Below are 22,375 nucleotides of genomic sequence, written 5' to 3'. Positions count from 1 at the left end.
GGACGGTCGGATGCGAAAGGTCCGGCGCTTCCGTGACCTCAAGCTGGTCTGCGGAGGTCACTTCCTGTTCGACCCCGGGACATCGCGTGCGCGTTCAACGAGTTCCTATCCTCCTTCTCGCACTGATCGGAACTCTGGGCGGGTGCACACCGCCGGATTTCCACAAGCCTGGACCGCTGCGGGCCGACGCGGCCTATGATGCGCTTTTCCCCGCATGGGCGGAGCTATGCGCCGTCTCGCAGATTTCCAAAATTCCCGGCTATGGCGCCGATATCGCGGGCGGTCCGGGAGGACACGCCGTGATGTATCTTCAGGGCGCGTGTCTCGACCCGAACTCTTCCTATCCGGTTCTGCGTGCCTGCTCGGGTGACGGGACAGGCATCAGCATGAATTCCCATTTCGTCAACGCCAACTGGGTCGGCGTTCCGGGCCGGACGTTCTTCTATGACGGCATTCTTAAACCGGATGAGGGCCTGACACGCGCGGCCTATCAGGCAACGAAGGCAGAAGCCCGGCGACGCGGCCTTTACGCCAGCATCGATTTCCAGAACTGGGCCGTGCGTGACCGTCCCGCAGGCTCGTCGCGCGAAAACTGGAAATACGAGGTTTCGATCGGCACGGATTACGCCGTCAGCTACGGGCGCGCGCGCTACTGCGACCGCGTGCCGCTCACGCCGGGGCAGATGCGGCGCGTCATCGATTTCCTCAATGCGCGCAACGCCGTTTATCGCGACGGAAAAAAGACGTTCGAGACCAATGTTCTTCAGGACAACTGCAACCACCTGACGCATAATGCCCTCGCCGCCGCCGGTTTATGGCGCGAATGGCCGATCAACCAGTTCGTGCTGGCCGCCGCCTTCAGTTTTCCCGTCCCGAAAAACGAGGTCGTCAACCTGCTCGATCGCATGGAACGCCACGATCCGAGTGATCTGCGCGCGCTTTATCGTGATCCCCTGACCCGGCAGACGCTGCTCCATGACGGCTGGCTCCCCGGCGGTCCCGGCGTCATTCTGGACTCGCATCCGGCACATGCGCCCAACGCCGTCTACAACACCGATCTCTCCCTGATTTTCTACGACGACCCGATCCTGGGTCATTATCACAGGGCGTTCCGCCGATATCTCGATGACCCGCGCTATCACGATCTGCGCGCCAGTCTCCTGTGGTATCGCGAGCTGTATCGCCGGATCGAAGCCCGGAAAAAACCGCTGGCATGGTGGCTCAGGCGCGAACCCACGGACTTCGCCGTCTTTTACGACGCCTATTATGCGTGGCTGACCAACGCGCGAAAACGCGTCGAAACCGGTCTTACGACGCTCGATGCCGCGCCCGACGCCAGCGCATCGCGGACAGAACCGTCCGGAACACCGCCAATGGCGCCTCGACGCGCAGACGCCCTGCAAAATCTCCCGCCAGCAGCGAAATGACGCTGTCGCGCATGCGCAGGACATTCCGGGGATTGAGAAACAGTTCCCGCAGATCGGGATCGTTGATGCCGTAGATCATCCACGCCACGCGGCGCATTTCCGCCCGCGTCCGCCGCTCTTCACGACGCGCGGCGCGACGCCCTGCCTGTGGATGGCGCAGCCATGCCCGCGCGACCCGCGCGCCGCGATATGCGCTGCGCATCGCCAGCAGAACCCCCGACGAAAAAACCGGGTCCAGAAAGGCGTAGGCGTCGCCGATCATGTAATAGCCTTCGCCCCGGTTGCTGTCGGCGCGATAGGAATAATTACCGGTCGTCGTCAGCTCACCGAGGATCTCCGCCGCCGCCAGCCGTTCCGACACGCTCGGGCTCTGCGCCACTTTCTTCCAGAACACTTCGGTTTTCGGTCCGTTTTGAGACTGGAATGCCTTTTTATCCCCGACAAACCCCACGCTCATGATGTTGTCGCGCAGCGGAATCATCCAGAACCATCCGTCCTCGACGAGGTGGATGGAAATATACCCGTCCATCCCCGGCTCACGCCGCGTGACATTGCGAAAATGCGCGAAAATCGCCGCCGTGGAATTGTTCTTGTCCGCATGGCGGCCGTGCAGCCGACTGGCGAGGAACCCGTCGCGGCCCGATGCGTCCAGGACGAAGCGCGGCGCGAAATGGTGCTCGTTTTTCTCACGGTCGATCGCGACGATCTGCGCCCTGCCGCCCGGCACGAACCGCGCCTGCGTCACCCGCAGCCCCTCGCGCGTCGTCACGCCATGCTTCGCCGCGTTGCGGAAGAGGATTTCGTCAAATTCGGAGCGCCGCACCTGATAGGCGTGCGTGTCCCTGGCGCCGATGGCGAGGCGAAACGGAAAGGCGACGCGCCCCTCTCCACGATCCGATACGAACTCGGCACCGGGTTTGAAGACCCCGATTTCGCGGACCTGGTCCAGAACTCCGAGATCCCGCAGGATCGGCAGATTGCACGGCAGCAGCGACTCACCGATATGAAATCGCGGATGCGGATCCTTTTCCAGCATGACCACCGCCAGCCCCCGGCGCGCCAGAAGCGTTGCCGCCGTGCTGCCCGCCGGGCCACCTCCGATGACGAGGACATCGCACGCGCCCGGGGCAGACGGCTGGACGCTCACGCCATGCCTCCGTTGATGCCGATCGTCTGGCCGGAAATGTATCCCGCCTGACCGGACGCCAGAAATCCGACCAGATCCGCCACTTCCCGCGGCTCCCCGCGCCTGCGGGCCGGCACGACGGAGGCGACCTCGTCCGCGCCGATGAAGTCGGTGGCGGGAGAGGCGATCATGCCGGGCGCGATGGCATTGACCGTGATGCCACGGCTTCCGACCTCGCGCGCCAGAGAACGCACGGCGCCCTCAAGACCCGCCTTGGCGGCGGCATAATTCACCTGCCCCCGGTTGCCGAGCCGCGCGCTGACCGACGAAAGCGCGATGATCCGACCCCACCGCGTCCGCGTCAGGGGCAGAAGCAGGGGCTGGACGACGTTGAAAAATCCATCGAGCGAAACGGACAGAACGCCACGCCACTGCGCTTCGCTCATTCCCGCCATCGTGACATCTTCATGCGTTCCGGCGTTGTGAACGATCACCTGCGGCACGCCTTGCGCGAGAACCGGCGTCAGCGCCTCACGGGTCGCGACGGTATCGGCGAGATCGCAGCGCCAGACTTCCGCGCACGCGCCGTCCGCACGCAGTTGATCCACCAGCACGCGGGCGCGCTCCCCCGCATGATGGGCATGCACGATGACATGCAACCCATCGGCGACAAGACGCCGACAGATCGCCTCGCCGATCGGACTGGTGCCCCCGGTCACCAGCGCGCGCCTCATGACGGCCTTCCCAGGGGACGAAACATGACAATGCCCCGCCCGGACACCAGGCTTTGGCCATTCGCGGACGTCACTTTGAAGCCATAGATCATCCCGGCCGTGTCGCTCTGTTCACGCACGACGTCCAGATGCAATGTTCCGTATTCCGGCACGTCCAGCCGCTCGCAGACCCATTCCAGATCGCGCAGGGCGGCGAGATAGGCCGGCGCCTTCAGCCTCTCGCCGGCACCGGTCAGCGCGCCATGCAATGCTGCCGCCTGCATCGCCATTTCCGCACCCGCCAACGGGCCAAGCCTGCCTTCAAAACGAAGGGGATTATCCTCACGCAGGTGTGCCCGCGTACGGGCGCTCAGCGTGGTGGCGGTCCAGGCGAAACAGGAGTCCAGCAGGCAGCTCGCGCCCTGATGGGGAATCCGGCTCATGATGCCCGCGCGATCGATCAGCACGGCCGGACCTCGATCGAAAGATGCCCCGATGCGCCATCCAGCGCGACACGGCGGTTCTGCCCCCGCGCAAGTGCTGCAAGGAGAGGCAGGGCCTTCGCCGCGGGGTTGCCGTCGATCAGGCCGTAAACGCCTTGGCGCTCCGCCTCCGGCTCGCCCGGTCCGACTCCGCAGGACATGTCCAGCACCGCCAGCCCCGATGCGGCGTCCTCCGCATCCAGAACCAGCGCGCAGCCGAAAATGTCTTTCGTGACGCGCACCCTGCCGATCGGCCCCGGAATGGGCGCGTCATACGCCACCAGCACCACGGGCTTGCGCTCGACGAGGCATTCCGCCGCCGCTTTCAGCAGGCCGTGCCCGAACGACCAGTCGAAACACCCCAGCGCCACGACCGGCGTGATCGCGCCGTGGCCGATCGTCCAGTATCCGGCGGCGGCGTTATGGACCGAGTTGTGAAACCGCGTGGGAGAGACCTCGCCGTCGGGCACGCTGAGGGATGCGAGAATATCGTCCATCCCGGCGCCATCGCCGTTGGAACTGGCGAACACGCCCCGCACGTCCGACACCGCCAGCCCCGCCTGCGCGCAGGCTTCGTCCGCCAGCAACAGGGCCAGTCGCGTCACCGCGCCGCTGCGGCGGCGTTCATTGGGCGGCAGGCAGTCAGGCGGGGGCAGGTGCACCGGACCCGGCACCCAGTCCTCCTCCCCCCGCAGCACGCGCAACGCCTGCGCCCAGCCGGACAGGCCCGGCCCTCGAACGGTCACGCCGCGCACGCCGATACGCATCATGCCGCTCCGAAAATCAGGCTGCAATTCGTGCCGCCGAAGCCGAAGGCGTTGCTCATGATCGCTTTCGGCATCCGTTCCAGATTGGCGGTCAGAACATGACTGCGAAAGGCCGGATCGGGGGTACCGACATTCAGGCAGCCTGCGAGAAACCCCTCGCGCATCATGAGGGCGGAAAACAGAGTTTCGATGATACCGGACGCGCCCAGCGTATGACCCGTCCAGCCCTTGGTCGATGCACAGGGCACGCCATCGCCGAACACGGCATGAACCGCACGGTCCTCCATGGCGTCGTTGGCGAGGGTGCCCGTGCCATGGAGATTGACATAATCGATATCGGACGGCTCCAGCGCCGCGTGGGCCAGCGCGTCGCGCATGGCATGAATCGCCCCGCGCGCCTGCGGGTCGGGCGAGGACATGTGATGGCCGTCGCTGCTGACGCCGTAACCGAGCCAGCGCATCATGACCGTTGCATCGGGACGCGCACCCTCCCGCTCCAGCAGCACGAATCCCGCTCCCTCGCCGATGGATATCCCGTTGCGACGCGCATCGCATGGACGCGTCATGTCCGGCGCGATCAGTCCCAGGGAGGCGAAACCCCGCAGCGTCATGCCACACAGACTATCCGCGCCGCCGACGACCACGGCGTCGCACAGCCCCGCCTCAAGCCAGTAGCGGGCATCCACGAATGCGCGCGACGACGAGGCACAGGCGTTGGACACGCAAAGGAGCGGCCCTTCGAGACCCAATCGGCTCGCAACGAAACGCGGCAGGGCAAACAGGTCCTGCGTGCGGGCCTGGTCAAATGAGTCTGGCGGCATGCCCGCAACGGGATCGACCGCCGCATAGGCTTCTTCCGCGCTGAGAATGCCGGAGGTGGACGTGCCCAGAACGACCGCGACACGATCCGCGCCATAAAAAGCCCGCGCCTGCATCACCGCGTCGAAAAAACCGTCGCTCATAAGCGCCATGTCGGCGAGACGGTTGTTGCGGCAGTCGAAACCGGGATTCACCGCCGTCAGGCCGTGTTGTTCAATACCCGGTACGCGGCCGATGAATCCTTCTGTCACCCCTGCGAAGTCACAGCCCGTCAGGCCGGAACGACGCTCTTTCAGAGACAGAACCGTCTGGGCAAGGCCATGGCCCGCCGCACTGACAACCGTTCCCGACGTCACCACCAGAGGCTTCATGATATGCGTGCCCGTCCCGTCCCGATCCGTTGTCCAGCCAGCAGAAAGCCGAAAATCATCGCCAGAACGACACCTGGAGCCACTGTCATGCCGATATGCCGCAAAATGACCGTTTGACACAACGCCAGCAGACCGAATGTCAGCGCCGTCATGGCGTTGCAGGTCAGGAGCGTGCGCATGGTTCGCGCCCGTTCCTCGTCATCGAGCTGGGGCCGGGCGAAGAACAGAGCATAATCGAGGCTCACACCTGTGACGAATTGCAGGGCGATGAAATGCACAAGGGTCAGCCTCACATCCAGAAGCGCGAAAATGCCCAGGAGCGTGACGAGCGCGGCTCCCACCGCTCCGAGAACGCGCCCCGCGCGCCTCACGTCGCGCAGCCCCGCTGCGAGCACCCCCAGCGCCAGCAGGCAACCGAATGCCATATAGCGCAGCGTCCGGGCCATGTAATGGGCCGAAAGCCCGTCCATCTCCCGATGCAGATCCAGGACCAGAACATTGGGACGGCCCGCCATGGCGGCGGCGACCGCCTCCGGATCGCTCACGCCTTCCGGCAGCACGAGCCCCCACCAGCTTCCGCCACGCTCGAAGATGAGCGAAGACAGCGCCGTCGCCAGGGGCGTGCCCCTGAGATCCTCGGGACGCAGGGGGGGCATCTGGCGGCTGGCCGTCACATCGTCGACGAAACCGTCAAACGCACTTTCCCGAAAGGGCAGGTCCTCCCTGGCCGTCGTGACGGCCTGTTTCAGCGTGGCCGCGTCCGGGAGCGTCCGCGCACGGCCACGCTGCAACGCGACGGAAGGCAGGAGCCGCGCGGCATCCTGCGCACCCGTGATCGCGCCCTGAGCCGCCAGGCGCGTCATCACCGGGAGCATCGCTTCCTCGCGGCGCAGAACGTCCTGCGCGTCACGACCTGAAACCGCCATCATGAGTGATGCGTCAGGCACGCCGAGTTCTCTTCGGAAGGCTTCATCCAGCACAAGTCGTCGCGCGGGGATGGAACTGAGGGCGGCGAGCCGGGTGTCCAGGCGCAGGGGATGAAGCGCCATCGCAGCCAACCCGGCCACGACGGGGATCAGGCATGCGATCCGCCACGTTCGCGCCGTTTCGGCGCGCCGCAGACAAGGCGACGGGCCGCTGACGACGGGTGCGAGATCCGCCGATACGATCAGGCCGGGCATGATGCGGAGCGTGACGATCGCCGCCGTCAGCAGCCCGGCGGCCGCGAACGTACCAAGCTGCGCCAGCCCCGGCAGACCGCAGAACATCATCCCCGTCAGGCCCAGAATGGCGGTTGCCACGCCGATCCGCAGACTGTCTCCGATCCGCCGCAGCGTCGCGCCCGGCCCTTCGCCACGATCGCGATGCCCGATCAGCAGGACAGGATAATCCAGCGAGACGCCGAGCATCGTCATGCCGAAGCCGAAGGCGATGCCGTGCACCGAGCCGAAGACCAGCCGCACTACGATCATCGCGACGCCAAGCGAGAGAAGGAACGGCACGCCGATCGCCGCCAGAACCCAGAGCGAGCGAAACCGCCAGTACAGGATCGTCGCCACGATCAGCGTCGAAAATAGCGCCATCGTGTCGACATCGTGCCGCATGGCGGTCGCGCTCGACAGCGCGAAAACGGCGGGTCCGCTCATCAGAAGATGCGCGCTGCCGGGATGAAGCGCGGCGAATGCCTCGCGGATCGCGCCCTGCGCGTCTTTCTGCCGTGGCAGATCCATCCCGGTCGCGCGCGTGCGGATCAGCAGCAGGGCGCGTGGATCATCGCCGGGACGATCAGGCGCGAACCAGACGCCCTGACGCATCCGGACGTGAACATCGGGTTGCAGGGCATGGAGCGTATCGACGAACGCGTTGGTCGGGTCGCGCAGAAACGTATCGCCGAAAGCGCTGCCGGCAGCGGAATCGAGATTGTCCAGCACGGCGCCGAACGCTGTCTTAAGGCTTGCCTCGCTGAAATCGCGCGCCGCGTTATCCGGCGAGAGCTGATAACGATGACGGAACAGCACGTCATGCAGGGCCTCGCTTTCGACCGGATCGAAAGCCCCATTGAGCACAACGACGAAGCGGCGATCGCCCGAAAGGGTCTTTCGCAGACCCGTGCTGAGACGGGCAAGCTCCGCCTCGGGGACATCTTTGTGAGGAGCGCCTTCGATCCCGAGCATGATCACGGTGCCGGCAGCCCCGCTCTGCACTTCGCGCAGGAGAAAACGCGAGCCGACATCATGTCCGCGCGGCAGGAAGCCGGTCATGTCCGTACGCAGCGGGATGGCAACGAAAACGATGGCGGCAAAAATCGCCGACAGCACCAGCGTCCATGCCAGCCGCCAAGGAATGACGGGACGGATCACGGATCGAGCGTCAGGGTTCGGACATCGCCATTGGCCTGAACGACCCGCAGCGTGTCGATCACATTGTTGCGGCCGGTGAGCGTGACTGTGCGCACGACACGCGCCCCGTCGGCGCCGAGGGGCGTCATGACGAGGGTCCAGCCCCGTGCGTCGCCCGAAGCCGCAAGCGCGTAATAACGTTCGAGAGCCGCGCGGTCCCCTTCCAGCGGCGCGCGCAGCGTGGTCGCGAGAAGACTCAGGGCGGGATTCTGACTGAGCGTGACGACATGGACGGCGCCGGACCCGCGCCGGATCGAGACCGTATCGCCATCCATGATCATGTCTTCCGGATGGGGCGCCAGCGTGTCCTTGCGGAGATAGGCCGGTCGATGGAAAACCAGGATGCCCGTCGAGACCAGCGGGTGTGTCAGAGCGCCGATCTCGCGCGTTTCATGGAATGTCCGCGTGCGCTCCGGCACCTGTCCGAGTTGCGTGATGATCGCGCGCGCAAGATCCCGGCCGCCATCCGCCGCCCACACGCCCCCGGAATGAAGGGCCATGCAGAGCGCTATCAGGACACGCCACTTCACGTCAGATCCTTCCAGTAGTCATAGAAATTGAACCACGCGAAAGGATGCGCGCGGCAGGTCCTGTCCATCCATCCGGCATAGCGCACCGCCGCCGCATGGGTGAAGGCCGCGCGGTCCTCTCCGGCGTCGGGCATGTCGAGGCCCAGAGCTTCGAAATGCACCTCATACGTCCCATCGTCCTGACGCAGCGCCTGCGCCAGCAGCAGCGGCGTGCGTGTGACCAGCGCCAGGCGAAAAGGTCCTTCAGGAAAATCGACGGGATCACCCAGCAAAGACGCGGATACGGTGCGCCCGGTCCGCGCGGCGCGATCGCCGAGAATCCCGACGGCTTCGCCATGCGCGAGGGCATCCGCCACGCGCAGCATGGTTTCGGGCGGACCGATCGGAAGGATGGCCTCCGCATAGCCGGGGGCGAGGGCTTCGAGCGCGGCCGTCGCGCCGCCCAGATTGTCACGATACATGAGCATCCGCATCCGGACACCATGCGCGTGACCGATCGCCCGCATGGCTTCAAACGAACCGATATGCGCGCCGAGCAGCAGGCACCCCCGACCCGCGGCAAGGGTGTCGAGAAAGACCTCCTGTCCCTTTACTCGGATCTCGGGCATGTCGCCGCTGCCGAGGAGAAAGAACGCCCGATCCAGAATGGCCTGTGCGAACGCATGGAAGTGGCGCAGAACGTCCAGAGTTCCCGGAGCGCGTGGCAAAACGCGCCGCAGATAGGCGCGCGATGCGCGCCGCGCCTGCCTGTGGGCGAGAAGGCAATAGACGCTGATGGGCCATAACAGCACGGCGCTCCGCCGTCGGCCGACGCGTTGCGCGATCTTCAGCAGCAGCGCCATGACCCACCGGCTCCCCCATTCCGGGACAACCCAGCGCGTGTCAGCGCGCGTCATCATCTTCTCCGGCCTGCAGCACGGCGCGCAGGACCAGTTTATCGCCGCACCGGCCCGTCAGGCGCAGGCCGTGATCCATCCATCCGGCGAAGAACGTCACCGACTCACCGGGGAGAACCGGGCGCAGAAATTTGGCCGTTCCGATCCGACGCACCGTCCCGAAACCCGCGTTTCGCAGTCGCGTCAGCCCGGCTTCGAGCAACATCACCCCAGGCACCACGGGCTGGTCGGGAAAGTGACCCGCCAGACAGGGATGCGTCGCGGACATGCTGAACGTCCCGATGTCTTCCATTCCGTCGTTTTGCGCGGCCAGATCACGCACGGCGCCCAGGGTCAGCTTGCCCATGGCGTTGCGCGGCAGCGCGGCCACCAGGCGAACGCGACGCGGCAGGAATGCGGGCTCCACGCGCGCTCTCAGAGCCTCAAGGATGGATTCAGCCGAACATCCCGGCGCCACCGCGAAAACCCGCATCCGCGTCGCGGCCTCACGGATGTTGCTTTCAGGCCGGAGAAAAACGCCGTCCCTCACGCCCTCGATGCCGAGAAGCGCCGCGTTGAGCCCCGCCATGGAGGCGCGTTTCCCGCCGAATTTCACCAGATCGCCGATACGCCCCATCAGACGCAGACCGCGTTCACCATCCCGCTCGACCACATCCGGCAAAAGCTGGGCGGCCATGCCGGGGGCCGTGACCGTCGCCCCTCTGGCGTCGATCGCCAGAGCGACACCTTCGCACAGTTCCCAGCGCGGGCCATCGAGGGTGCGGCGCGTCGCCACCGAACCCGTTTCCGTGGTCCCGTAGATTTCCGTCACTTCCGTCGCCAGCACCGTCTCCGCCGCCATCGCCTGTTCGGTGTCGAGGGGGGCCGACGCCGAAACGACTCTCCGGATTGGCGGCAGGGCAAGGCCGGATCGCACCAGACTGCCCAGTTGCAGCGGGGTCGTCACAAGAATTCCGGGTGTCGGCGTCTGCCTGAGCTGGTGTCGCCAGTCCGCCGGGTAGCGGCCCGGCCCCGTCATGGCAGTGACGCGTGTGGCGAGGCACTGGATCACCACCGCCTCGAAGCCGTAAAGGTGGTAGGGCGGCACGGTGCCGACAAGGCAGGCGGGCTCGGGATCGGGGTCCAGCAACGCACGGCGGGCGACGCCGCGCGTCACCAGACCGCCCCATGACTTCGCGTGGCCCACCGGCTCACCCGTACTCCCGGAGGTAAACACGATGGCGACCTGCGTATCGGCCCCGATGACCGGATTGAAGGGCGCGTCGCCGGAGTCCCTCGGCTGCACGCCCCTCCCGAACGGATCGGGCAGCGTGATGGCGCCGTGTGGAAGACCGGCGCTTTCCGGATCTCCGTCGATCGCGACACAGACGGCGCGATGAGAGGCGGCGAGTGTCGCCAGCCCGTCCGATGTCCGGTTGCCCGTCAAAATCACATACTGTCCCCGCAGCAGGGTGGCTGCGAAAAGCACGGTGAAACCGCGCAGCTCGCGACAGAGGTTCATGACGGGCTGATCGGGCAATTGCATGGCAAGGCGATGCGCGGCCGCCAGAAATTCCGTGCCCGTTATGAGCGTATTATCACGCTGGAACAGTACACGCTCCGGCGCATAAACCAGAGACAGGTCCGGCCAGACCTGTCGCGCCGGAGGAGGGATGTCTGGCATCAAGCTGCCGCGCGGTGAGCCTGCACGTAATCACAAAGGGAGCGCAGCGAGCCGAAAATTCGTTTGTTGTCCGGATCGTCGGATTTCAAAGTCACTCCGTAGTCGCGCCCGACCAGCAGGGCAATCTCAAGCGCATCGATGGAATCGAGGCCCAGCCCCTCTCCGAAAAGCGGCGCATCGGGTGCGATGTCTTCAGCCGCCACCTCAAGCTGAAGGGCCTGGACGAGATTTTCGGCCACTTCGTGCTCAAAAGGCGTTTGCGCCGCTGTAGAACTGTTCGTATTCACCACTAGTCTCAAGCCACACGAGGATCCGGTCGTCCTGCTATCACACCGAGTTACGATCGCAAAGCAAAGCGCACCCGGCAAAGTCAGTGCACTCCGGGGGGGACTGGGCTCGCTGCTGCTGTTCGCCTCCCTGCTTTGCAGCCATCTGCCCCATGCGACCGGATCGGAGGGACGGATCGCCATCGGGATGCTGTGTCTCCAGGGCGTGTCGGCCGCTCTGCTCTTCGGACGTCCGGCGCTGATCCTGTTCTCGACGCTCCTCCTGCTTCCTGCCGCGACGCGGTGGCCCGCCATCGCGATGGGGCTGGACGGCGTCATGATCTATGCCGGAGCCCTTGGCGCGCTTCTGGCCGTGTTCGCACGCTCGTTGCGCAAGGGACGCGAGCCCATCGTTTCCCTGTTTGCCCGGCGCGTGCACGGCCCACTGCGGCCCGATGTCGCCCGCTACACGCGGCGACTGACGATTTTCTGGAGCCTCTTCTTCGTCCTGGCGCTTGGGGCGCCGCTTCTGCTTTCCGTGCTCGGCCCCGCCGGAGCCTGGCGCTGGCCCTTGCAGGGCGGCACGTTCGGCGCCGTCGTGATCCTGATGATCGCCGAAGCCGGGCTGAGACGTCTCATCATCCGTAATTTCGAGCATGTCTCACTCAGGACGACGGTGGCAGCGTTCCGCGGCACCTATACCAGACCCAGGTCATGAACAGCCTCAGATGCATGAAGCCGAGGCGGATATTATCGCGTCCATAATGAAAATGCGAAATGCCGCCCTGGGCCGTCGAGAGATATCGCACGTTCGTCGGCACATTCAGAACCGGGACGCCCTGCCATGATAGGCGCACGGCCAGTTCGGGATCAAAATCGAAGCCGGTCATGAAACGCGACGACGTCATCACGGCCAGCATATCCTTCAGGGGATAGACCCGAAAGCCGAACAGGCAGTCCACGACCGCTCGACGCGTTTCCATCGCGGCCAGCACATTGGAAATCTTGCGTCCCCAGACCCGCAGGGCCGGAGCGTCCGGACCGAAGACCGGCACTCCCAGGATCATCGCCGCCGGATGGGCCCGCGACTGCTCGACAAAGGCTGCGATCGCCTCGGCCGGATGCTGGCCATCCGCGTCCATCGTCAGAATATGGGAAAATCCGAGTGCCGCTGCCCGGACCGCCCCCGAGCGGACCGCCGCTCCCTTGCCGCGATTACGAGCGAGTTTCACGATATGAAGTCCTGAATGAGCGGCCGCCAGGAGAGACAGCGCGTTCTCGCTGCCGTCCGTACTGCCATCGATCACAACGATGATATCCGGCCATACCGACAGCGCTTCGGCAACCGTCGAAAACAGGAGCCTGCCTGAGTTATAGGAGGGAATCAGAACGGCATGACGGGACGCGCGCAACATCGTCTTCTCTTAGCCTTCGAACACAACCGCGACCATCATTGCCATCAAAGGGCATCGTCTCAAAACAGCCCCCTGCGCGAAGCCGACGGGGGGGGGGGGGGCTGAGCAGGACGCCGGGAGATCTGTCTTCGCGCCCGAAAATCATCGCAGGCCCGATACGACGCGGCGCGCGCCCTTCGATCGATCGTCCCGCCATGAGTATTCAATACTTATTGATTCCATGCCCATATGCGCGCCCTTACACGGGCACATGACATTTCGACGGAGGACAACATGATGCGGGAGACAAATGCCACGAATTTTCTGGCCGCGCAGGGCGTTTCCTTTTCGGTTCACGCCTATGACTATGCTCCCGGCGGCGGTCTGATCGGCATGCAGGCCGCCTCGTCCATCGGCGAGGATGCCGGGAATGTGCTCAAGACGCTCATTGTCGAAGTGGACCGCAAAACACCGGTCTGCGTTCTTGTGCCGGTCGATCAGAAGGTCAATTTCAAGGCTGTCGCGGCCCTTTTCGACGGGCGCAACAGCAAGATGATGGCCCCTGACAAAGCCCAGGAGCTGACGGGCTATCAATCCGGCGGGACAAGCCCGTTCGGGGCGCGGACGGCGATTCCGGTTGTCATGGCCTCGCAGGCGATCGACAAGCCCTGTATCTATATCAACGCCGGCGATCGCGGGCTTGTCGTGAAACTTTCACCGCTTGATGCACGGAAAGTCACGAACGCCATCATCGCCGACATCGCGGCCGCCTAAGGGCAGAGTTCAGGAACCGTTGATGAATATTCATGAGTACCAGGCGAAGGCCCTGCTGAAATCCTGCGGAATGCCAATCCCGCAGGGACATGTGGCCCATACGCCCGACGAGGCGAAAGATATCGCGCGCACGCTTCCGGGCGATGTCTTCGTCGTCAAGGCCCAGATCCACGCCGGAGGCCGGGGCGCCGGACACTATGTCGGCGAGCCGTCCACGGGCGGCGTGCGCCTCGCTCACTCCGCCAGCGAGGTCGAGGACGTCGCCTCCGAGATGTTTGATCGCGTGCTCGTCACGCGTCAGACCGGACCGAAAGGCCGTCTCGTCCGCAAACTCTATGTCGAGGCGGGCTGCCGTTTCGAGCGCGAGCTTTACCTTTCGCTTCTGATCGATCGTGAGAAACGCTGCCTGACGATCGTCGCCTCCCGGGATGGCGGCATGGATATCGAGGAGGTCGCGGAGAAAACCCCCGAGCGCGTCCTGACGACCCTGATCGACCCGGCTCTGGGCTTTCAGGAATGGCAGGCCCGCGAACTCGCTGTCCGTCTGGCCCTGCATGGCAAGCTGATCCGCGAGTTCGTGCAGGTCGTCCAGTCCGCCTATGACGCGTTCATGGCCTATGACGCCTCCCTGATCGAAATCAATCCGCTCGTCGTCACGCATGACGGCGCGCTTCTCGCGCTCGATGCCAAGATGAGCTTCGACGAAAGCGCATTTTTTCGTCATCGCACGCTGGAAGATCTGCGTGACGAGAACGAAGAGGATCCCCGCGAACAGGAAGCCGCCCGCTACGGCCTGTCCTATATCGGGCTCGACGGCACGATCGGCTGCATGGTCAACGGGGCGGGTCTGGCCATGGCGACCATGGACATCATCAACGCCGAGGGAGAAGAGCCCGCCAACTTCCTTGACGTCGGCGGCGGCGCGTCACGCGAGAAGGTCGCGGCCGCGTTCCGCATCCTGCTGGGCGACCCCAAGGTCGAAGGCGTTCTCATCAACATCTTCGGCGGGATCATGCGGTGCGACGTGATCGCGGACGCCGTGATCGCCGCGTCCTTCGATGTCGGACTGAAAGTGCCGCTGGTGGTGCGTCTTGCCGGGACGAATGTCGCGGAAGGGCTGGAAAAACTGAAAAACTCGGGCCTGAAGCTGACGGTCGCGGACGATCTGGGAGACGCCGCGCGCAAGATTGTCGCGGCTGTCCGCGAGGGGAGAAACGTCTGATGTCCATTCTCGTCAATCGCGACACCCGCGTTCTGACCCAGGGTTTCACCGGCTCGCAGGGCACTTTCCACGCCCAGCAGGCGCTGGCCTACGGAACGAAGATGGTGGGCGGCGTCACACCCGGCAAAGGTGGCACCACGCATCTCGATCTGCCGGTTTTCGATACGCTCGCCGAAGCCTATGAGACGACCGGAGCCGAAGCGACGGTCATCTATGTGCCTCCCGCCGGGGCGGCTGACGCCATCCTCGAGGCCATCGCCACCGGGATACCGCTGATCGTCTGCATCACGGAAGGCATTCCGGTGCTCGACATGGTGCGGGTTCGTCATGCGCTGGAACGCTCGAAAAGCCGTCTCGTGGGGCCGAACTGTCCCGGCGTCATCACGCCCGACGAATGCAAGATCGGCATCATGCCCGGCCCCGTTCATCGGCGTGGGCATGTCGGAATCGTGTCGCGCTCCGGGACGCTGACCTATGAGGCCGTCGCGCAGACGACGGCTCTGGGCCTTGGGCAGAGCACGAGCGTCGGCATCGGCGGCGATCCCGTCAAGGGCCTCGACTTCATCGACGTGCTCGAGATGTTTCTGGCCGATCCTGATACGGATTCCATCGTCATGATCGGCGAGATCGGGGGTCGTTCGGAACTCGATGCGGCGGAATTTCTCAAACACGCCCGCTCACCGAAGCCCGTCGTGGGCTTCGTCGCCGGTCTGACGGCACCGCCGGGACGCCGCATGGGCCACGCCGGCGCGGTCATTTCGGGCGGGGACGACACGGCGGGCGCCAAGATCGACGCGATGCGTTCGGCAGGCGTGCATGTCTCGCCCAGCCCGGCTCTTCTGGGCGAGACGCTGGTGTCCGTCCTCAAAGGAAACCATGGGTGACGATGGCGGCTGATACGCTGGCAGGCGCGGCGATCGCGCCGTTCCTGCCGGATCTCGCCTGACGCCGCGTCACGGTTTTCAGGGAACGGGGCATCGTGACCTGTGGCAGGCCCCGAACGTGAAGGATGGAAAGCGCGTGAGCGTGACGAGCCGGTTTTTTCGTATTACCCCAGCATCTGTCCGATGATCTGGGCGGTATAATCGACAACCGGCACGATGCGTCCGTAATTCAGTCTGGTCGGCCCGATGACGCCGATCGCACCTACGATCCGCTGGGCGCTATTGCGCGCGGGTGCTACGACCATAGACACGCCCGACATGCCGAACAGGCCACTTTCCGCGCCGATATAAATTCGCACGCCCTCGGAATCCTCGGCCAGTTGCAGGAGGCGCAGCATGGTTTCCTGTGTTTCCAGACGCTCGAACAGCATCTGAATGGTGGTCAGACGTTCTATTTCCGTAATATCTGCCAGAAGTTTCCCCTGTCCGCGCAGAAACAGGGTGCCATGAGCGGCATCCCAGCTTGCCAGTCCGCTCTCGATGACATTGGCGGCCAGTTCGTCCAGTTCGTGACGATCGGCCTTCATGTCCTCGGTGACCCGCATGCGCAATCCATCGAGCGTCAGATCGCCCAGATGCGCATTGAGGTAATTGGCGGCTTCGACAAGCGCTGAGGGTGGCAGGCCCGGAGGCGTCTCGATGACGCGGTTCTCCACCTGACCGTTGATGCCGACGAGAACAACCAGCACACGAGAAGGACTGAGCGCGACGAATTCGATATGTTTGAGCGGCGTATCGGTTTTGGGCGCGAGAACCAGCCCGGCGGCGGCCGACAGGCCGGAGAGGAGCGATGACGCCTCCCCGAGCACGTCCTCGACCGAGCGTCCCCTTGATTCAAGACGGCTGGCGATGTGGCGCCTTTCCTCCTCGCTCAGGCTCCCGAACTGGAGCAGCCCGTCGACGAAAAGCCGCACGCCTTTTTCCGTCGGGAGGCGGCCTGCGGACACATGCGGACTGAACAGCAACCCGGCGTGAGTGAGATCCGCCATGACGTTGCGAATGGTCGCGGGAGAGAGGACGGGGTTGAGACGCTGGGAGAGGGTTCGACTGCCGATCGGCTCCCCCGTCGCCACATATTGTTCGACGATCTCGCGCAGGATGGCGGCGGCGCGGGGATCAAGACCCTGCGAAAGACCACCTGCGGAAAACGGGCCCGTCCCGAAACCGCCTGGCGGAAAAGACCTCGACTCCACCATGATGTTTCTCCTGCCCGCCTTGATACCTCTTTCAATCTAGGCTTCGCCGCGCAGGGTTGCCAGAGCGCGATGGGGTGGCGGATCGTTCATCGGCGGACTAAATGCTCCACAAGTCACTGTCCCGACCCCTCTGTCACAAGGACTTTCATGCCCCGTCCTTCCGGTCGCGCTCCGGACGAAATCCGTCCGGTCTCCCGTGAACTCGGCTTCGCCCGCCACGCCGAAGGCTCGGCCCTGATCCGGGTCGACGGCACCGAGGGGCTCTGCACGGCCTCGATCGAGAAGCGCGTACCGCCATTTCTCCGCGGCAAGGGACAAGGCGGGGTCACGGCGGAATACGGGATGCGTCTGGCCAAAGCGAGCACGGCGCAGTTGCTCGACTCACAAAAACACGCATTGGAGAACATCGCATGAACACCGAACGTCGTCTGTCGCGTGGCGCGCGCATCGTCCTCGCCAGTCACAACCAGGGCAAGCTGGCGGAATTTCGGGCGTTGCTGGCCGATAGCGGCATCGAGATCGTCTCGGCGGGCGAGTTGGGCCTTCCCGAGCCTGATGAGACAGGTGAGACATTCGAGGACAATGCCCGAATCAAGGCTCTTGCCGCCGCACGAGCCGCGGACCTGCCCGCCCTCGCGGATGATTCCGGCTTCTGCGTCACCGCGCTGGACGGTCAGCCCGGTGTGTATTCCGCGCGCTGGGGCGGCCCGGACAAGGATTTCGCCAAGGCCATGGCGCGCGTCAATCATCAGCTTGGCGGCCATGCGGATCGCAGCGCCGCGTTTGTGGCTGTGCTTTGCCTGGCGTGGCCTGATGGCGAGACGCGTTGCGTGGAAGGCCGCGTGGAAGGGGATGTCGCCTGGCCGCCGCGCGGCGCGCATGGTCACGGCTATGATCCGATTTTCCTCCCCGAGGGAAGCACGCGCACATTCGCGGAAATGGCGGCGGATGAAAAAAATGCGATCAGCCATCGCGGGCGCGCCCTGGAGCGTTTTCTGGCGGAATGTGTGACCTCGCCCTGAAGCGGCAAAGGACCGGAATCCATGTTTAAAAAACTCGCGGGTCTTTGGTCACGCTCCGGTCCGGCGGTCACTCCGCCTCACACAGTTCTTCTCGCGGATTGCAATTTCCCCCGCCCGCTCCATGACGCGGGTTCCGTCGAAACAGTCGCACTGATCGGTAGTTTGCGGGGGCTTGGTTTTCAGGTTGCTTTTCTGGCGCTCGGGGAGTTTTTCCTGTCGCCGGATCAACGGGACCCGGAGGCACGCGCGGCGCTAGAGCGGCAAGGTGTTCTGTGTCTTTCACCCTCGCCAGACCAAGGCGCGACGGGAGATCTGGGAATCGCCGACGCGTGCGCATCGCTCCCATCCGTCAGCGTCTGCATTCTCGCCCGCGTGTGCTGCGGCGGCGCTTTCGCCGAGACGCTGCGCGCGACCTTTCCCAAAGCGCGTTTTCTGTTCCTGCCACACGATCTGCATTTTCTACGTGAGGAACGCGAAGCTCTTCTTCAAGGCGATGGTGAGGCTCTTGCGGCGGCCCGTCAAACACGCGAACAGGAACGTCATCTGCTGGAAACCTGCGATGCCACCCTGATGGTTTCACGTTATGAAATCGACGTGGCACGCCAGTTGGTGCCGGGTGCGTTATGCGTTCATCTGCCGCTCACACGCCACGTAACCGCCAGGGCCATGTCGGCCGGGCGACGGGATATCGGCTTTATCGGTAATTTCGGGCACCGTCCGAATGGCGATGCCGTCCGGCATTTTCTGGATGTTCTCTGGCCATCCATTATGGCGCATTCGCCCGACACACGTTTTCATGTCATCGGCGACGGCGCCCCGGACTGGCTTCGGGCGCTTCAGTCGGAGACGGTCATGATCCATGGTCACGTGCCGGACCTGGATGCACTCCTGAAACGACTGCGTCTCACGGTAGCGCCGCTACGCTTCGGTGCGGGCGCGAAGGGAAAGGTCATCAGCAGTCTTGCGCAAGGCGTTCCCTGTGTGATGTCAGCGATCGCCGCGGAAGGCATGGATTTTCCCGTCGGGGTTACGGACACCTGCTGTGCGACCGACGACGCCCGGTTTATCCGGATGACCTTGTCACTGCTGCAAGACGACGCTCTCTGGCAGCATGTTTCCGATGCGGCGACGCGTATGGTGGAGGACATGCATGGCCCGGACGTCATGAAACGGCAGCTGGCGACCCTTCTGGACGGATTTTCTCTCCTTCCATAAGGAGAGCCGCCTGGACGAAAGTCTTTTATCGGTTTCCATCGAGGATCACTCAGAGCAAGGGGACACCTCCGCATACCCAGCTGAAAAAATTCCGCCCGGGTCGAAGCAATCCAACGCCGCCTTCATCCGTTGTGCCTCCAGCTCCTGTCGCGTTCATGACGATGAACGCCTCCGCCACCATGTATTCCGACCCGAAAGACAAATGCTCATGCTGTTGTATCGCTTTGTAGCCCTTGGCGCCTTGCTGCTGTCTTCCGGAGCTGGAGCTGGAGCCGCAGCAACACATCCCTCCGGGTCCGCATCCTTTGCAGGCTTCGACCTGAGCGACTCGACCTCCGGCCACGAACGGCTTCGCGCCGCGCCCCTCCCCAGTTCCGACGGCAGCATGGCGCTGGCTTTCGACGCCGTTCGATCGTCCAATTACCACACGGTGGCACCGGGCCTGATGCTCCGGGAAGAACGTTCGTGGAAGGCAAGCGACGGAACGACCGTCTATGAGGGGACGATGCGGATAGGGCATCCACCACATCGCGGAGAGTCCATCATTGCCGAAATCGATGCGACGACGGGCCTTTCCGCTGGTGCTGAAACGCATCGGGTGTCGCGGCTGCGCCTGTCGATCGACGGCGACACGATCAGGGTCCAGGCCTTTGACCCGGACATGAAAGCCCTGGATGCCGTGGGAGGCACGATGACCCGCGATCGGATCATCGCTTTTCGCATCGCCGTCGGCCCCTCGGGACGGACAGAAGTCGTCGTCAACGGCACGCGCGGGATTTTCGCGCTGCCTGTCGCGGAACCCCTCTCCTTCCAGATCGGCCTTACGGTGGAGCAGGATATCGGCCAGCATCCTGATCCCGTTGACGTCAGGATGCTCGGCCTGACCGCCGAACACCATCCACGCTTTACGGCCTATTGAAGCCGCCGGACGTCAAAACGACGCCATGATGCTCGCATTGACGGAGCGCCCCATGACGGCGACGGGCATCAGGTCGCCATCCGCCTTGTAGTTGCCCAGAGCATAGCCTCCGAGCGGCTGATAGGCTCGCTGGTTCAGCACGTTATCGAGCCCGAGCTCGAAACGCATCATGCGCCATTTATAACCGGCCGTGAGGTTGAGCAGGGCATAACCCGGCGTGCGCGGTTCGCTGCGCAAGGCGTCCACGGAACTCTTACGCTTGACGAGCTGGATTTCGGCGCGTCCCGTAAAATCACCATAGGTCTCGTCGAGCGCGATGAAGCCGTTGGTCGGCATCTGGTGATAGAGGCCGGTATGGGTCTGAAGATCCTGGCCACGCACCCAGTCCAGCTTCGCACTGAATACGCCCGTTCCCCATTGCGGAGCCGACCATGCCTGATAGCTTGCGGAACTGTTGATGCCGTAGATCTGGGCGTTGTGATTGACGAATTTGAGCTGGTCGAACCCGTCGGAGAAGACCTTGAGACGGGTGACGTTCACGTAATGATGCACGTACGTGTAGTAAGGCTGGATTTTTACGTTCCAGAGTTTCCGCGCATCGTCATGAAAGTCGGCTGTCAGGGACGCCGTGTTCGCGATTTCGGGCGAGAGATTGTTATTGCCGACATAACCATTCCCGTCGCCGAACCAGCCGATCATCTGTGACGCCATCTGGCTCTGCCCCCAGGCATAGCGCTCGAAGAAATTGGGCGAGCGCGTCTTTCGGGCGTAGCCCCCCTCGATCGAGACATTCCGCGTCGCGTCCCAGTGGGCCAGCGCCGTCACGTCGAAATTGATGTCCGTATGGCGATGATTCTGGGCATTGAACGCGTTCGCCGCCGCGCTGTCGGTCGCGGCCATGCCCGCCATGCCGCCCATCCCGCTCATCCCGCCCATGGATGACATGCCGCTGGCCCAGGCATAGGGTGACACGCTGCCCGTGTTCATCATGACGAGGTCGTTGCGGAAACCGAGAAGCGTGTGGAACGAAGGCGTGATTCGCGACTCCCATTCGGCATAGTCGCCCAGGCGGTCACGCACGCCGCCATTGATGTTGTGATACGTATCCGGCCCCATCATCATGCTGCCCGCCAGCGGCGGCCACCAGTCGTTCAGGCCCTGATGATCGAAGGAATTGCCCAGCCGAAGGGTGTTCCGTGCGCCGAGCGGTATGGTGGCCTTGATGTTGTAGCCCGCCGAGCGGGAATCATCGTTCATCGGCATGCCGGTTGTCGCCGTATGGCCGCCCTTGTCATCCAGCATGTTCATCGCATGGTTGACGCGCTGCCAGTACCCCCGGACATCCAGCGTCCCCCAGTCGAAAGCGCCGGAATATTTACCGTTCACGGAAGACGAACGGTTGTTCGTCATGTCCATGTACTGGTTCGGAAACCCTTCATAGGGGGTGTCGGTCTGGGCGAAGGTCAGCGCGAGGAGGTGGTTGTCCTTGTGGAAACCCGCCGTGACGCTGTGGCTGTAGGTCTTGTAGGAACTGGACAGGACGCGACCGCCGCTGCCGCCCGCGTGGTAATCGCCCCGCTCGGCGTAGGAGGCGCTGTAATTGAGGCTCCACCAGTCACCGGCGACGGTGCTGCTCAGGCCGCCTTCCCAGCCGTTGCCGTTGCTGTGATAGGCGCCGCGTGCCCAGCCGGTGAACAGGATCTTGCCGCGCCGGGCGAAACGCGGGTCCTTGCGCTCGACGCTGATCGTGCCCGCGATACTGTCGCCGCCCATGCTGACCGGGGTGATGCCCGCGACCGCCGTGGCTTCCGTCACCATATCCGGCGAGATGTAAGACATGGCCGGGTTCATGTGATTGGGACAGGCAGGGGGAATCCGCACGCCATCGACGGATGTGGCGACACGGTCATCCGCCATGCCGTTGATGACCGGCAGGGAGGATATGCCGCCTGCGCCATAGAGGCTGACTCCGGGGAGGCGTGACAGGAGATCGGCGCTGTCCGGCGAACTCAGGGCGCGCTGTCGCAGCATACGTCCGGAGACCGCGTTGGCATTTTCGGTCCGATCGAGAAGCGGGGGCGTATCGGCCGCGTCCACGTCGAGTTCGGGAAGTGTGACAACGGGTGCGGCATGAAGGCTGACCGGCCCAAGGGCAAATGCGGCCAGCAGCATGCGTCGCGCCAGAGGGCGCGAGCGGAAAAACAGAAAAGACATGAGATCGTTCTCTTCG

At 64.1% G+C, this 22,375-nt stretch carries 21 protein-coding genes and 1 pseudogene; 9 read left to right on the top strand and 13 right to left on the bottom strand.

Translation table 11 applies throughout. The features are described 5' to 3' along the window. Nucleotides 1-86 precede the first annotated feature (86 nt). Nucleotides 87-1,427 carry a hypothetical protein gene (locus PWM43_RS09335; RefSeq protein WP_289842220.1) on the top strand — a complete coding sequence of 447 codons (1,341 nt, stop codon included), beginning with the start codon at nucleotides 87-89 and terminating at the stop codon, nucleotides 1,425-1,427. Here the strand turns inward: PWM43_RS09335 and PWM43_RS09330 are convergent. Genes PWM43_RS09330 through PWM43_RS09285 form a run of 10 tightly spaced genes read right to left on the bottom strand, consistent with a single transcriptional unit; the run spans nucleotide 1,309 to nucleotide 11,480 of the window. Then, nucleotides 1,309-2,574, bottom strand: coding sequence for an FAD-dependent oxidoreductase (locus tag PWM43_RS09330; protein WP_289842219.1), 1,266 nt, complete (start codon nucleotides 2,572-2,574; stop codon nucleotides 1,309-1,311). The genes PWM43_RS09335 and PWM43_RS09330 overlap by 119 nt on opposite strands. Beyond that, nucleotides 2,571-3,287, bottom strand: coding sequence for a 3-oxoacyl-ACP reductase FabG (gene fabG, locus PWM43_RS09325; RefSeq protein WP_289842218.1), 717 nt, complete (start codon nucleotides 3,285-3,287; stop codon nucleotides 2,571-2,573). The genes PWM43_RS09330 and fabG overlap by 4 nt, the downstream gene beginning before the upstream one ends. Continuing rightward, nucleotides 3,284-3,733 (bottom strand): phosphotransferase, encoded by a 450-nt coding sequence (locus PWM43_RS09320; protein ID WP_289842217.1) that lies wholly within the window; start codon nucleotides 3,731-3,733, stop codon nucleotides 3,284-3,286. The genes fabG and PWM43_RS09320 overlap by 4 nt, the downstream gene beginning before the upstream one ends. Next, a complete protein-coding gene (locus tag PWM43_RS09315) occupies nucleotides 3,727-4,518 on the bottom strand; it encodes a beta-ketoacyl synthase chain length factor (RefSeq protein ID WP_289842216.1) in 792 nt (263 codons plus the stop codon). The genes PWM43_RS09320 and PWM43_RS09315 overlap by 7 nt, the downstream gene beginning before the upstream one ends. After that, entirely contained in the window at nucleotides 4,515-5,705 is a 1,191-nt protein-coding gene (locus tag PWM43_RS09310) for a beta-ketoacyl-[acyl-carrier-protein] synthase family protein (RefSeq protein WP_289842215.1), read from the bottom strand. Before PWM43_RS09310 ends, PWM43_RS09315 begins: the two co-directional genes overlap by 4 nt. Then, a complete protein-coding gene (locus tag PWM43_RS09305; RefSeq protein WP_289842214.1) occupies nucleotides 5,702-8,065 on the bottom strand; it encodes an MMPL family transporter in 2,364 nt (787 codons plus the stop codon). Before PWM43_RS09305 ends, PWM43_RS09310 begins: the two co-directional genes overlap by 4 nt. Then, on the bottom strand, nucleotides 8,062-8,634 hold the full coding sequence (locus tag PWM43_RS09300) for a LolA family protein (protein ID WP_289842213.1): 573 nt from the start codon (nucleotides 8,632-8,634) through the stop codon (nucleotides 8,062-8,064). The genes PWM43_RS09305 and PWM43_RS09300 overlap by 4 nt, the downstream gene beginning before the upstream one ends. Further along, nucleotides 8,631-9,533, bottom strand: a complete 903-nt coding sequence (locus PWM43_RS09295) for an LpxL/LpxP family acyltransferase (RefSeq protein ID WP_289842212.1) — start codon at nucleotides 9,531-9,533, stop codon at nucleotides 8,631-8,633. Before PWM43_RS09295 ends, PWM43_RS09300 begins: the two co-directional genes overlap by 4 nt. Then, on the bottom strand, nucleotides 9,517-11,193 hold the full coding sequence (locus PWM43_RS09290) for an AMP-binding protein (protein WP_289842211.1): 1,677 nt from the start codon (nucleotides 11,191-11,193) through the stop codon (nucleotides 9,517-9,519). Before PWM43_RS09290 ends, PWM43_RS09295 begins: the two co-directional genes overlap by 17 nt. Next, nucleotides 11,193-11,480: a phosphopantetheine-binding protein gene (locus tag PWM43_RS09285; protein ID WP_289842210.1), complete on the bottom strand. Its 288-nt coding sequence runs from the start codon at nucleotides 11,478-11,480 to the stop codon at nucleotides 11,193-11,195. Before PWM43_RS09285 ends, PWM43_RS09290 begins: the two co-directional genes overlap by 1 nt. A 187-nt stretch (nucleotides 11,481-11,667) precedes the next feature. Between PWM43_RS09285 and PWM43_RS09280 the strand changes: the two genes are divergently transcribed. Continuing rightward, nucleotides 11,668-12,177, top strand: coding sequence for a COG4648 family protein (locus PWM43_RS09280; protein WP_289842209.1), 510 nt, complete (start codon nucleotides 11,668-11,670; stop codon nucleotides 12,175-12,177). Here the strand turns inward: PWM43_RS09280 and PWM43_RS09275 are convergent. Beyond that, entirely contained in the window at nucleotides 12,125-12,874 is a 750-nt protein-coding gene (locus tag PWM43_RS09275; RefSeq protein ID WP_289842208.1) for a glycosyltransferase family 2 protein, read from the bottom strand. The genes PWM43_RS09280 and PWM43_RS09275 overlap by 53 nt on opposite strands. Nucleotides 12,875-13,147: 273 nt before the next feature. Between PWM43_RS09275 and PWM43_RS09270 the strand changes: the two genes are divergently transcribed. From PWM43_RS09270 to sucD, 3 genes are read left to right on the top strand one after another with little or no spacing between them, the layout of a single operon-like run. After that, nucleotides 13,148-13,627, top strand: a complete 480-nt coding sequence (locus PWM43_RS09270; RefSeq protein WP_289842207.1) for a YbaK/EbsC family protein — start codon at nucleotides 13,148-13,150, stop codon at nucleotides 13,625-13,627. A gap of 22 nt (nucleotides 13,628-13,649) precedes the next feature. Continuing rightward, entirely contained in the window at nucleotides 13,650-14,849 is a 1,200-nt protein-coding gene (gene sucC, locus PWM43_RS09265) for an ADP-forming succinate--CoA ligase subunit beta (protein WP_289842206.1), read from the top strand. After that, on the top strand, nucleotides 14,849-15,733 hold the full coding sequence (gene sucD, locus PWM43_RS09260; RefSeq protein WP_289842205.1) for a succinate--CoA ligase subunit alpha: 885 nt from the start codon (nucleotides 14,849-14,851) through the stop codon (nucleotides 15,731-15,733). The genes sucC and sucD overlap by 1 nt, the downstream gene beginning before the upstream one ends. 164 nt (nucleotides 15,734-15,897) lie before the next feature. On the opposite strand, the gene hrcA is transcribed toward sucD, so the two are convergent. Next, nucleotides 15,898-16,989: a heat-inducible transcriptional repressor HrcA gene (gene hrcA, locus PWM43_RS09255; RefSeq protein ID WP_289842204.1), complete on the bottom strand. Its 1,092-nt coding sequence runs from the start codon at nucleotides 16,987-16,989 to the stop codon at nucleotides 15,898-15,900. Nucleotides 16,990-17,136: 147 nt separating this feature from the next. Between hrcA and PWM43_RS09250 the strand changes: the two are divergent. The 4 genes and pseudogenes from PWM43_RS09250 to PWM43_RS09235 form a co-directional block, all read left to right on the top strand. Then, a pseudogene (locus PWM43_RS09250) lies at nucleotides 17,137-17,334 on the top strand (ribonuclease PH); the annotation flags it as partial. Between the two features lie 65 nt (nucleotides 17,335-17,399). Then, the gene (rdgB, locus tag PWM43_RS09245; RefSeq protein WP_289842203.1) at nucleotides 17,400-18,011 is read left to right on the top strand and encodes an RdgB/HAM1 family non-canonical purine NTP pyrophosphatase; all 612 of its coding nucleotides are present in this window, start codon (nucleotides 17,400-17,402) and stop codon (nucleotides 18,009-18,011) included. 21 nt (nucleotides 18,012-18,032) lie between these two features. Further along, a complete protein-coding gene (locus tag PWM43_RS09240; RefSeq protein WP_289842202.1) occupies nucleotides 18,033-19,226 on the top strand; it encodes a glycosyltransferase family 4 protein in 1,194 nt (397 codons plus the stop codon). Between the two features lie 202 nt (nucleotides 19,227-19,428). Next, nucleotides 19,429-20,145 (top strand): hypothetical protein, encoded by a 717-nt coding sequence (locus PWM43_RS09235; RefSeq protein WP_289842201.1) that lies wholly within the window; start codon nucleotides 19,429-19,431, stop codon nucleotides 20,143-20,145. Between the two features lie 12 nt (nucleotides 20,146-20,157). Here the strand turns inward: PWM43_RS09235 and PWM43_RS09230 are convergent, their stop codons facing one another. Beyond that, a complete protein-coding gene (locus PWM43_RS09230; RefSeq protein ID WP_394356059.1) occupies nucleotides 20,158-22,317 on the bottom strand; it encodes a TonB-dependent receptor plug domain-containing protein in 2,160 nt (719 codons plus the stop codon). Between the last annotated feature and the right edge of the window lie 58 nt (nucleotides 22,318-22,375).

Source organism: Brytella acorum, assembly GCF_029309905.1.
GTDB classification, from domain to species: Bacteria; Pseudomonadota; Alphaproteobacteria; order Acetobacterales; family Acetobacteraceae; genus Brytella; species Brytella acorum.
Note: the sequence above shows the minus strand (reverse complement) of the source record. Positions and strands in the feature narration are given on the sequence as shown.